The following is a 13,166-nucleotide window of genomic DNA, read 5'->3' on the forward strand; positions in this document are numbered from 1 at the left end:
TTGATCATAGTAAACAATCTTTGCTTTTTATAAGCATAAAAAATTAAGTTTTTAATTTAGTAATGAAAAAAATTGCACATGACAAGATAACACCATTAACTTCAAAACAATTAAATGATATTCAATCTATTTTTGTCACTTTGTCTAATTATCAATTGATTTGGATATCTGGATACTTGTGGGGATTAATAAATGCTATTCAATCCGATAGAATAACCAACATTTCTGAAAAAACTACAATTGCAGATTCTTGCTCTAATAAAACAATTACTCTTATATCTGCTTCCCAAACTGGTAATGCACGTCAATTAGCTGAACAATTACGTGATGATATTAATTCAATCAATTTAAATGTTGTATTATTCAATGCTAGAGATTATCAATTCAAAAAAATTGCTAAAGAAACATTATTAATTATTATCATTTCTACATACGGAGAGGGAGAGCCTCCAGAAGAAGCAATCGCTTTATACAAATATTTGTTTTCTAATAAAGCAGCTAAAATGGAAAACACTCATTTTGCTGTGTTTAGTTTTGGAGATCGATCATATGAATATTTTGCTAAAGCTGGAAAAGATTTTGACCGTCGCTTAGAAGAACTTGGAGCGCATCGATTATGTGACCGGGTTGATGTCGATACTGATTTTAAAGAAGAAGCTAATACATGGAGAAAAAAAATAGTATTTTTATTGAAAAAAAAGACAACAAATACTTCTATTTTCGATCAACTTAATAAAGTTCATGGTATCACACAAGTAAACCATACTGTTTACAATAAAAAATATCCATTAATTGCTTGTTTATCGACACGACAAAAAGTTACTAGTCGGAATTCACTTAAAGATGTTCATCATTTGGAAATAGATATTACTGATTCTAATATATGTTATCAACCAGGAGATGCATTAGGAGTGTGGTATGAAAATGATCCTAATCTTATTGATGAGTTATTAGAATTATTAGGTTTAAAAGGAACTGAAGAAATACAAATTGAAGGAAAATTAATATCTCTTAATGAGGCATTAAAAAATCACTATGAATTAACACATAATTCTGCAATTGTTGTAAAAAATATAGCTACTATTACTCAAAATAAAATATTACTAGATTTATTTAGTGATCAAAGAAAATTAAATACATTCATTTTAACTACGCCTATTATTGAAATGATGCATCATGTGTCAGTGAAAATAAATGCTCAAGAATTATTACAAATATTACGACCCATGCAACCTCGATTTTATTCTATTTCTTCTGCTCAATCAGAAGTAGGAGAAGAAATACATATTACAGTCAGCGCAATACGTTATAAAATAAACGAACGATTTAGAACAGGTGGTGCCAGCAGTTATTTAATAGATCGTATAAAAGAGAATGATAAGATACGTATTTTTATTGAACCTAATGATAATTTTAGATTACCAAAAGATTCTAATGTTCCAATAATTATGATTGGAGCAGGAACAGGTATTGCTCCATTCCGTGCTTTTATCCAACAACGCGCTGCAGATGAAGCATTAGGAAAAAACTGGTTGTTTTTTGGAAATTTAAGATTTATTGATGATTTTATTTATCAAATTGAGTGGCAACGTTATTTCAAAAATGGTGTATTGACTAAAATTGATACCGCTTGGTCTAGAGATCAAGATTATAAAATTTATATACAAGATAAATTATTAAAAAATAGCGCTGAAGTTTGGTCATGGATCCAAGAAGGAGCTCATGTATATGTGTGTGGTGATGCCAAACATATGGCTAAAGATGTAGATAAAGCTTTAATTATGTTAACATCTCGGCATGGAGGCATGACTTTGGATAAAGCAAACGAATTTTGGGATGAAATGCGAATACAACGGCGTTATCAAAGAGATATTTACTAATGAATATAAAACATAACGATAATAATAATGTAAAGTTATTATCTGAGAATGAACGAATAAAACAGACAAGTAACTTCTTAAGGGGCACTATTGCTCAAAATTTAGATAACAGCTTGACTGGAGGATTTAATGCAGAAAATATGCAATTAATTAAATTTCATGGAATGTATCAACAAGATAATCGTGATGTACGTGTAGAACGAGAAAATCAAAAATTAGAACCACTAATTAGTATGATGCTACGTTGTCGTTTACCGGGCGGTGTAATTACTCCAAAACAATGGCTAGCTGTTGATGATTTTTCAAAAAAGTATACTTTATATGGAACAATCCGTCTTACTACTAGACAAACTTTTCAACTACACGGTTTGTTAAAACCAAATCTAAAAAGTTTACATCATTTGTTAAATAAATTAGGATTAGACTCTATAGCTACTGCAGGAGATGTAAATCGTAACGTAATATGTACAGCTAATCCAATGGAATCAACATTACACTATCAAGTATGGGAATTAGCAAAAAATATTTCTGAGCATTTATTACCAAAATCTCGAGCATATGCAGAAATTTGGTTAAATGAAAAAAAAACAGAATCCACAGAATCTGAACCAATTTTGAGTGCTACTTATTTACCTCGTAAATTTAAAATAGCAATTGCTATACCACCAATGAATGATGTGGATATTCATGCCAATGATCTTAGTTTTATTGCTATTAAAAGTAATAATACTGAAAAAATAATTGGTTTTAATGTATTAGTTGGTGGAGGATTAGCGATGACTTACGGGGATATGACTACCTATCCCCGTACAGCTAGTGAATTTGGGTACATTGCCACAAAAGATATCTTAAAGATTACGGAAGCAGTAGTTACGACACAAAGAGATTGGGGAGACAGATCTGATCGTAAACATGCAAAAACAAAATATACTTTAGCTCGAGTTGGAATAACTGTATTTAAATCAGAAGTCGAACGTCGTTCTGGAATAAAATTTCACCCAATTCATCCCTATACATTTACAAATAGAGGAGATCGATTTGGATGGATACAAGGTATTGATGGCAATTGGCATTTTACTTTATTTATAGAAAATGGAAGAATATTAAATAATGATCCTAAAAAATTATTAAAACTAGGAATATCAGAAGTTGCACGAGTACATTCCGGTTCTTTTAGATTAACTGCAAATCAAAATTTGATTATTTCTGGGATATCTAAAGATAACAAATTACTGATTGAAAGTATATTGAAAAAATATGGTATAACAAATGATGACATTACGCCACAACGACGAGCATCTATGGCATGTGTAGCGCTTCCTACTTGCCCTTTAGCGATGGCAGAAGCAGAACGATTTTTGCCTGAATTCATTACTAAAATAGAAAATATTATGTCAAAGTATAAACTCGAAAAAGATGCTATTATTTTGAGAGTAACGGGTTGTCCAAACAGCTGTGCTCGTGCAATGTTATCAGAAATTGGATTAACAGGAAGATCAATCGGACGTTATAATCTTTATTTAGGAGGTAATAATATCGGTACACGTATTCCTAGATTATATAAAGAAAATATCACAGAAATAGACATCTTAAATATACTAGATATGACTATTAAACGTTGGGCAAAAGAAAGAATTAATCAAGAATCCTATGGAGATTATGTAGTAAGATCTGGGATAGTTAATGCTGTTGTAAATTCTGAAAAAGATTTTTATGAATAAATTATTAAATGTTATTGACCATTGTTGGACTATCACACAACTCAATTCATTTAACATAAATGAACAAAAATTGATATTAAATAAAATAAATCAACATCTAGAATCTTTAACGACGGAAGATAGATTTAAATGGGCCCTAGAACACTTGCCTAATCAGGCGGTATTATCTTCAAGCTTTGGTATTCAGTCATCAGTCAGCTTGCATTTAACTACTTATTATTATCCTAATATCCCAATTATTTTGATTGATACCGGTTATTTATTTCCAGAAACATATCGATTTATCGATCAACTAACAGAAAAAATGCAATTAAATTTACATGTATTTTCTCCAAAGCAATCTGCAGCATGGCAAGAAGCACGATATGGTAAATTATGGGAACAAGGTATAAATGGTATTAAACAATATAATAATATCAATAAAGTTGAACCGATGCATCGTGCTCTAAAAACACTCAAAGTAAAAACATGGTTTGCAGGTTTACGACGTAATCAATCAAATAGTCGTAAAAAATTACCAATAGTCACTATTCAAAATGGAATATTCAAGTTTTTGCCCATCATTGACTGGGATACTTCTCGAATTGATAGATATATGAAAACCCATTCTTTGGAATATCATCCATTATGGAAACAAGGATATTTATCAATAGGAGATGTGCACACCAGTATGAAATGGGAACCTGGTATGAAAGAAGAAGAGACACGATTTTTTGGATTACAGCGTGAATGTGGTTTACATATTATTGATTAAAATTTATTTTTATATAAATTATTTATATAATATACTTCAATTATAATCACATGGCATGCATTTAAATAACGAAACATATGATCACTAATAATAGTTAGTTCTAAAAACATGAACACTTATATTTTAGCGCTTATCTAACATATTTTAGTTATATATTATTTATAAATATTAAAGATTGCTTGAAAATTAAAATATATCTGTATATTAAAAAATTATGTATTTATATATAAATACATAATTTTTTAATACTTACAATTTCTGTCAATTTTAATATAGTAAAATACACAATATTACCGACTTATTATATCTGCTCATTAGGTATAACTCAATGGAATATTTACCATTATTTATTGATCTTAAAAATAGGCCAGTTTTGGTTGTTGGAGGGGGAAGTATTGCTGTACGGAAGATACAAATTTTACAAAGAGTTGGAGCTATTATTACAATAATAGCTCCAACTCTTTGTCCGGAGTTAAAAAAATTTTTATTTGTACAAAATATCAGTTGGATTAACAAAAATTTTAATCCCACAATGTTAAATAAAGTAATTTTAGTAATTGTGGCAACCAACGACACTAAATTAAATACTTTAATATATCAAAATGCTGAAGAACGGAATATATTAATAAATACTGTGGATGATAAGAATAAATGTTCATGTATTTTCCCTGCTATTATCGATCGGGATCCTATTTTAATAGGAATTTCTTCCTGTGGAAAAGCACCCATATTAATACGTATTTTACGTGAAAAACTTGAAGCATTATTACCAAAGTCTCTTGGTTTGATCGCAAAATTAGCTGGTGCATGGCGTAATCAAGTAAAACAACATATTATTGACGTAGTATGTAGACGTCGGTTTTGGGAAAAAATATTTTATAATGGGCACATTGCTAATTTAGTTGAAAAAAATCACTTGGAAGAAGCTAATACAACTATTAAATTTGCTCTTAAAAATATTGGAAATGACAACAATAATAAAAAAGGTAGTGTAACGTTGGTAGGTGCAGGGCCTGGAGATGTAGGATTATTAACTATTAAAGGGTTACAAATAATACAGCAGGCAGATGTAGTACTATATGACCACTTGGTAAGTTCAGATGTATTAGATTTAGTTCGCCGAGATGCCGATAAAATTTATGTTGGAAAACGCGCCGGAGATCATTCAATTTCTCAAAATAAACTTAATCAATGCATGGTGCAATTAGCTCAACAAGGAAATAAAGTTGTTAGGCTTAAAGGAGGGGATCCGTTTATTTTTGGTCGTGGAGGAGAAGAATTACAAATAGTATCAGAAGCAGGTATTTCTTTTCAAGTGGTCCCTGGGATTACAGCGGGTATTGGTGTTCCAGCTTATGCTGGAATTCCGTTAACTCACAGAAAGTATGCTCATAGCGTTATCTTTATTACAGGTCATAATATAAATAATAGTCAATTTAACTGGAATACTTTATCAAATAATCAACAAACATTAGTCATTTATATGGGTAAACTTAATGCCATAAATATTAGCAATAATTTAATTACTCATGGAAGAAATACACATACCCCAGTAGCTATAATTAGCCGAGGAACATATAGAGATCAAAAAATTCTAATTGGTACCTTAATTGAATTAGAAAAATTAGCAAAAATGGCTGATCGTCCAGCCTTGTTGGTTATTGGCAATGTTGTATCATTACATAGTACAATAAATTGGTTTGGAAAAAAAACATTGAGTTTTTATCCGATTAATTCAATTATTAATTTGATGTAAATTAAAAGGATAATTATGATACAAAACAGAAAATATATTACTTATTTAAATAAATTAGAATCAGAAAGTATCTATATTCTTCGTGAAGTAGTAGCTGAATTTCATAAACCAGTCATGTTGTATTCCATTGGTAAGGATTCTTCAGTAATGTTACATTTAGCAAGAAAAGCATTCTATCCTAGTAGATTACCTTTTCCTTTATTACATATAGATACTGGTTGGAAATTTCATGAAATGTACGTATTTCGTGATAATACTGTTAAATCTTATGGATTTGAACTATTAGTTCATAAAAATTTACAAGGTATATCTATGGGAATGAATCCATTTATTCACGGCAGTGCTAAATATACAGATATTATGAAAACAGAAGGACTGAAACAAGCATTAAATAAATATGGATTCGACGCAGCTTTTGGTGGCGCCCGTCGTGATGAGGAAAGAATTAGATCTAAAGAACGAATTTATTCGTTTCGGGATAAGTTTCATTGCTGGAATCCTAGAAATCAACGCCCAGAACTATGGTATAACTACAATGGGAAAATTAATAAAGGGGAAAGTATTAGAGCATTCCCATTGTCTAATTGGACAGAATTAGATATTTGGCAATATATTTTCTTAGAAAAGATCGAAATAGTATCGTTATATTTAGCTAAAAATCGTCCCGTAATACGCAGAGATGGGAATTTAATTATGGTAAATGACGAACGTATTAACCTTAAGCCTGGGGAAATTATAGAAGAACGCATGATACGATTTCGTACATTGGGGTGTTGGCCATTAACTGGAGCAATAGAATCTAAATCAGAAACGTTACCTAAGATAATTGAAGAAATGTTAATATCTAAAAATAGTGAGCGGCAAGGACGAATTATTGATTTTGATCAATCTGGATCTATGGAAATTAAAAAACGGCAAGGTTATTTCTAAGGAACTTATTATGACTAACACCATAGAGCAAGAAATTCTCAATTATGGAGGAATCGAAAACTATTTATATGCGCAACAATATAAAATATTGTTGCGCTTTCTCACATGCGGTAACGTAGACGATGGAAAAAGTACTTTAATAGGACGATTATTATATGATTCATATCAAATTTATGATGATCAATTATCTATTTTGCATATGGATAGTAAAAAAATTGGTACTCAGAAAAATAAATTGGATTTAGCATTGTTAGTAGATGGATTACAATCAGAACGTGCGCAAGGTATTACCATAGATGTTGCCTATCGTTATTTCTTTACTAAAAAACGGAAATTTATAATCGCTGATACTCCAGGGCATGCAGAATATACAAAAAATATGGTTACTGGTGCCTCTACTAGTGAATTAGCTATTTTATTAGTTGACGCACGTAAAGGAATACAGGGGCAAACCAAAAGACATTGGTTTATAAGCGTGCTTTTAGGTATTCGATATATAATAGTAGCAATTAATAAAATGGATTTAATAGATTATAATCAAGAGATATTTCAAAAAATTAGTCAAGAATATTTAGAATTTTCTCAACGATTATCCACTGATATAGCTACTAAATTTATTCCAATATCTGCTTTAGATGGAGATAATATTACAACACTATCAAAAAACATGAAATGGTATAAAGGCTCTACTTTGTTAGAAATATTAGAAGATATTAATATTAACAGTTCCTGTCGTTCCGAAAAACAAGAACTACGTTTCCCAGTACAATATGTACTGCGTCATAATCCAGATTTTAGAGGTTACTCTGGAACTATTGCGTCTGGTAGTATGCATACTGGACAACATGTTAATATTTTTCCTTCAAATACTACTTCTAGCATTAAACGCATTATTACTTTGAATAAAGATCAAAAATATGCTCAAACTGGAGAAGCGATCACTATAACTTTAGAAGATGATCTAGATATTAGCAGAGGAGATATGATAATCGATGCTCACACAACCATTACTCCTGTATGGTCTGCATTAGTAGATATAGTATGGATGAAAAAGGAAGAATTACAAGAAAACCAATATTTTAATATTAAGACTGCTACTAAAATTGTAAAAGTACAAATAAGCAACATAGAATATCAAGTAGATGTACAGACTTTACAATTCCAAAAAACGCAATCAATACCACTCAATGGTATTGGGTTGGTCAAATTATCATTTGATGAACCATTATTATTAGATCAATATTCTTATTATCCAATAACTGGAAGCATGATATTTATTGATTTGTTGACTAATGAAACCGTAGGAGCCGGAATGGTTCGAACCCCTGTAAAATATTGTCAGCCTAACAGTAAAAATAATCACAGTGAATTTGAATTGGCGTTACATGCATTAATTCGTGTTCATTTTCCGCATTGGAATATTAAAGATTTACCATGATCATACTTATATTATGACTAATAAGAATATCGGTTATGTTTCTAATAGAAATATTTTTTGGAACGCGTTTTATATAAAACGACAAGATCGTGAACTTTTACATAAACATCGTGCTATATTATTATGGTTTACAGGATTATCAGGCTCTGGTAAATCAATTTTAGCTAATGTTTTAGAAAAAAAATTACATAATAAGAATATTAGTACATACATATTAGATGGGGATAACACGCGACACGGATTATGTTGTGATTTGGGATTCAGTGATTATGATAGACATGAAAATATACGTCGAGTAGGAGAAACAGCGCGATTAATGGTTGATGCTGGGATAGTAGTATTGGCTACTTTTATTTCTCCTTATCATTATAATCGTCAAATGATACGTAACATGTTTCCTATTAATCATTTTATTGAGATATTTGTTGATACTCCTCTACATATTTGTGAAGAACGTGATCCAAAAGGTTTGTATAAAAAAGCTAGATCTGGTGAAATAAAAAATTTTACCGGCATAAGTTCTCCATATGAAAAACCACGAAACCCACATATATATTTAAATGGACAAAAATCGATAGTAGAATTAATTAACCAAATATTACAGTCATCGTTCCTTAAATCTTTATTTAAAATAGATCATCATCTGAAATGATACAAAACAAATGCATATATTTGATAATTTTATAATAATTAAATTTCTGTAATAAAGAAGATGATGCATATCAAAAATATTATTTGTTTTAATAGGAATTATTTATTAATTAAATAAAAATTAATTTTTAAAAAATATTCATTATAATAAATACAAATAATTCGCAATAATTTTTGAATTAGTTTATTTTAATGTGTATCATGTACGGTATGAATGGCCATATATTATACATTATAACAGAAATTATAATTACCTACTTTTTTAATTTTTATCTATTATATTTTCAAAGAGAAAAATTATTTATCTCACAAATACAATCGATACTAGTACAAAAACATAATAAATTATAGTAGGTAGTATAAATATGAATAAATTGAGTTGTTTATTACTGACGTTGCTTGCTTGGCTGCAATATTCACTGTGGTTAGGTAAAAATGGCATTTGTGATTTAATTAATATTCATAATACAATCAGATTATGTGAAAATATTAATGAAATTACCCAAATGAGACTTCGTAATAATCAATTATTGTACGAAATTTATGATTTGCTTCATGGATATGAAGCTGTTGAGGAGCGATCAAGATATAACCTCGGCATGATTAAGGTTGATGAAAATTTTTATCAAATAAAATCATAATCATAACAATATTAATTTCAATAAACATTAATAATGGTTTAACGAAATTGGTGTGTATGGCAATGGCATGCTTTATTAAACATGGCAGAAAGGATTTTCCAGATATTACAGCTATTCTTCCAGCAGCAGGTACTGGAAAGCGTATGAACAGTATGCTTCCGAAACAATATTGTACAATAGGCGATAAAACTTTACTTGAGCACTCCATTAGTACTTTATTATGTCAATCATGTATTCGTCGTTGCATAGTAGTGATTAATGCTCGAGATCGTTGGTTTAAAAAATTATCTATTGCTTGCGATCCTAGAATCAGTGTAGTTATTGGAGGAAAAACACGAGCCGATTCAGTAATGGCTGGCTTGCAACATGTAAAAAAATCGATTTGGGTGATCGTACATGACGCAGTAAGACCTTGCCTGCATCCTGAGGATCTATTACGATTATTTGAGATTACAAAATTTTCTCAAGTAGGTGGAATGTTAGCAATACCAATCTGTAACACTATTAAACAAACTTATTGTGGTACTAATTTCGTAAGATATACTCTAGACCGTAATAATCTATGGCATGCTTTAACTCCGCAGTTATTTAATTATAATCTTTTAAAAAATTGTCTTAAAAAAGCTTTAAAAAATAGAGTTACTGTTACTGATGAAGCATCAGCTGTAGAATATTGTGGATATACATCTATTTTAATACAAGGTCGTTCAGACAACATCAAAGTTACTCATCAAAATGATTTAAAATTAGCTAGATTTTACTTATCTGAATTAAATAAGAAAACTGAATAGGATTGATAAAATATGTTACGTATTGGTTATGGATTTGATGTACATCAGTTTGGAGGATATCGTCCGCTCATTATTGGAGGGGTAAATATTCCTTACACACAAAAAATAGCAGCACATTCTGATGGTGATGTATTAATACATGCGCTAATCGATTCTTTATTAGGAGCTGCTTGCCATGGAGATATTGGGTCCATGTTTCCAGATACTGATTCTAAATATAATAATATAGATAGCCGAAAATTATTACGAATCTCTTGGAAAAAAATTACCGCACAGGGGTATCTATTAGGAAACGTAGATATAACTATAATCTTGCAAATTCCAAGGATAAATACATATATTTATCAGATGCGTCATTATATTTCCAAAGATCTAAATTGCCCAGTAACTAATATCAACATAAAAGCCACTACTACTGATACTTTAGGTTATATTGGACGTTCTGAAGGTATTGCGTGTACAGCAGTAACATTATTGACAAGTTAATATTTATTACGATAAAGATATATCTTTATCTATGGTTGAAATATATATTTATATATATAAATATGTTAGCAAGCTGATATAGCTGTTATTAATTTAAATTAAATTAATAACATAAGCGTATAAGTAACAATAATAATATCAGTCAATTTGTCAATTTATTAAAGAATCAATAACTTTACATTTGATATGTAATAAATATACGAATTTGTACTAAATCTATAAGTTATTTTTAATATTAAAAATATATGTTATTTGTAATTTAATATTAGTATTAAATACATATATATTCTATTTATAATCTATAATTTATTTAATAAATAAATTATTAATAGAAATAAATAGAAATCAAAGGAATTCAGTATAGTCACTATGCTAAACAACAATATATTAATAATTTATACGATAATAATTTTTATGTTTATGGGAGGATGCTCGAATAACAATAATATTCACAGCAGATATCATAGTGGATATATGTCACGTTCTACGAATTTTGGGGCTAATATTTCTTCATCCCAAGATAAAGAGAAAAATTTATGGTATCAACAAAAAATACTTACCACTAGAGCTCATAAATATAATAATATAAATTATAGTTCTTATCATAAATCCACATATACGGTAAAATCTGGTGATACTTTATTTTATATTGCCTGGATTACAGGAAATAACTGCTCGAATTTATCAAAAATAAATAATATTAAAGATATAAATCAATTAAAAGTAGGTCAAGTAATAAGAGTGCCTCATAATACAGCATTGTCATCTTTTAAAAAATCCTCAAAAAATTTTTTTACAGATTTTAATTATAATAACAGTACTTTAAGAAAAATATTATTTTTTATTAAAAACCAATTATTATCTTTACGGGCTAACAAATATAATTCCTCTAACATAAAAGATATATCTCATAATATGGCTTCTTGCTTAAAAAAATCAGAATTAGTAGCAGTTAAGAATTGGTATTGGCCAACACATGGAATTATAATTAATGCTTTTTCTAATTCTGAAAGAGGCAATAAAGGAATTGATATATCTGGAGTTTTAGGTCAACCTGTATTAGCTACTGCGAATGGAAAAGTAGTATACGCTGGCAATACATTGAAAGGATATGGCAATTTAATTGTTATTAAACATGATAATAATTATCTCAGCGCTTATGCGCATAACGACACAATATTAGTAACAGAACAGCAAAAAGTTAAAATGGGAGATAAAATAGCTACTATGGGTTATAGTGGTACTAATGAAATAAAATTGCATTTTGAAATCAGATATAAAGGAAAATCAGTAGATCCTTTATATTATCTGAAACAATAGATAATCTAATCCTAATTAGACATAAATATTTTAACCACGAAACATATAAGAATGTATATTTATGAAAATAATAATTATTTTATCCGTTGAATTAATTTAATTATATTTTAATGTTTTAACTTTAATAATTGATCAAAATTATTAAAGTCACAAATATATGTAGCTAGTATTTAAATCAGCCTTTAAATAATATTAATCAAATATAACTATTTAATACGTTAAATATAAAATATAGTATGTATGCAATATATATATTGTTTTGATAAAATATTAATTTTATATTTTAATCTGAATATTAAGTTTTATTCTATTATTTGTAAATAAAAAGTTAATTATAATAAGTTACAGTCTTGATTATATTAATTTTTATTATCTAATGAAATAGATCATTGATTTTTCAATATACTTGCATTTATTGCATTGTTATGAACAACGTACATAAAAATTTCATGTATATAATACTGTATTGTTATAAAAATTTTTATATACCTATACCAGATTATTTCAATAATAAAAGATAAAATTATTTGATTACTAATATTTTAAAACACAGATTACGTCCAATAAATATATAATTCTAAACTTATTGAATTATTTATATTTATTAGTAAATATATTTAATAATAATATATTTATATAATGAATATATAAGAGATCTATTAATTAATTCATTTTACATATATCTTATGAATTACTTTTAAACAAAATTTGATGGGCTACTTAAATAAGTGCTGTATTGAAAATTAAATATAATATATGTATAAATACTTTTCTTTTTATTTCCGAAATATATCCGTA

Annotated in this window: 11 protein-coding genes; all 11 read left to right on the forward strand. The window is 28.6% G+C overall.

Annotated elements, in window-relative coordinates; genetic code table 11:
- Positions 1 to 62 precede the first annotated feature (62 nt).
- Positions 63 to 1,880, forward strand: coding sequence for an NADPH-dependent assimilatory sulfite reductase flavoprotein subunit (gene cysJ / locus Bsans602_RS00810; protein WP_500837225.1), 1,818 nt, complete (start codon positions 63 to 65; stop codon positions 1,878 to 1,880).
- Entirely contained in the window at positions 1,880 to 3,601 is a 1,722-nt protein-coding gene (cysI, locus tag Bsans602_RS00815; RefSeq protein WP_500837226.1) for an assimilatory sulfite reductase (NADPH) hemoprotein subunit, read from the forward strand. The genes cysJ and cysI overlap by 1 nt, the downstream gene beginning before the upstream one ends.
- Positions 3,594 to 4,355: a phosphoadenylyl-sulfate reductase gene (locus Bsans602_RS00820; RefSeq protein ID WP_500837227.1), complete on the forward strand. Its 762-nt coding sequence runs from the start codon at positions 3,594 to 3,596 to the stop codon at positions 4,353 to 4,355. The genes cysI and Bsans602_RS00820 overlap by 8 nt, the downstream gene beginning before the upstream one ends.
- A gap of 328 nt (positions 4,356 to 4,683) precedes the next feature.
- A complete protein-coding gene (gene cysG, locus Bsans602_RS00825; protein WP_500837228.1) occupies positions 4,684 to 6,111 on the forward strand; it encodes a siroheme synthase CysG in 1,428 nt (475 codons plus the stop codon).
- A 15-nt stretch (positions 6,112 to 6,126) separates the two neighbouring features.
- Positions 6,127 to 7,041: a sulfate adenylyltransferase subunit CysD gene (gene cysD / locus Bsans602_RS00830; protein ID WP_500837229.1), complete on the forward strand. Its 915-nt coding sequence runs from the start codon at positions 6,127 to 6,129 to the stop codon at positions 7,039 to 7,041.
- A gap of 10 nt (positions 7,042 to 7,051) precedes the next feature.
- Positions 7,052 to 8,479 (forward strand): sulfate adenylyltransferase subunit CysN, encoded by a 1,428-nt coding sequence (gene cysN / locus Bsans602_RS00835; protein ID WP_500837230.1) that lies wholly within the window; start codon positions 7,052 to 7,054, stop codon positions 8,477 to 8,479.
- Between the two features lie 13 nt (positions 8,480 to 8,492).
- Positions 8,493 to 9,131 (forward strand): adenylyl-sulfate kinase, encoded by a 639-nt coding sequence (gene cysC / locus Bsans602_RS00840; RefSeq protein WP_500837231.1) that lies wholly within the window; start codon positions 8,493 to 8,495, stop codon positions 9,129 to 9,131.
- 364 nt (positions 9,132 to 9,495) lie between these two features.
- On the forward strand, positions 9,496 to 9,771 hold the full coding sequence (locus Bsans602_RS00845) for a septum formation initiator family protein (RefSeq protein WP_500837232.1): 276 nt from the start codon (positions 9,496 to 9,498) through the stop codon (positions 9,769 to 9,771).
- A 62-nt stretch (positions 9,772 to 9,833) separates the two neighbouring features.
- A complete protein-coding gene (ispD, locus tag Bsans602_RS00850; RefSeq protein ID WP_500837376.1) occupies positions 9,834 to 10,562 on the forward strand; it encodes a 2-C-methyl-D-erythritol 4-phosphate cytidylyltransferase in 729 nt (242 codons plus the stop codon).
- A gap of 12 nt (positions 10,563 to 10,574) precedes the next feature.
- The gene (gene ispF, locus Bsans602_RS00855) at positions 10,575 to 11,048 is read left to right on the forward strand and encodes a 2-C-methyl-D-erythritol 2,4-cyclodiphosphate synthase (protein ID WP_500837233.1); all 474 of its coding nucleotides are present in this window, start codon (positions 10,575 to 10,577) and stop codon (positions 11,046 to 11,048) included.
- A 414-nt stretch (positions 11,049 to 11,462) separates the two neighbouring features.
- Complete coding sequence (locus tag Bsans602_RS00860) at positions 11,463 to 12,368, forward strand: peptidoglycan DD-metalloendopeptidase family protein (RefSeq protein WP_500837234.1); 906 nt, start codon at positions 11,463 to 11,465, stop codon at positions 12,366 to 12,368.
- The last annotated feature ends 798 nt before the right edge of the window (positions 12,369 to 13,166 follow it).

The sequence above is a fragment of the Candidatus Blochmannia sansabeanus (nom. nud.) genome (assembly GCF_059935345.1).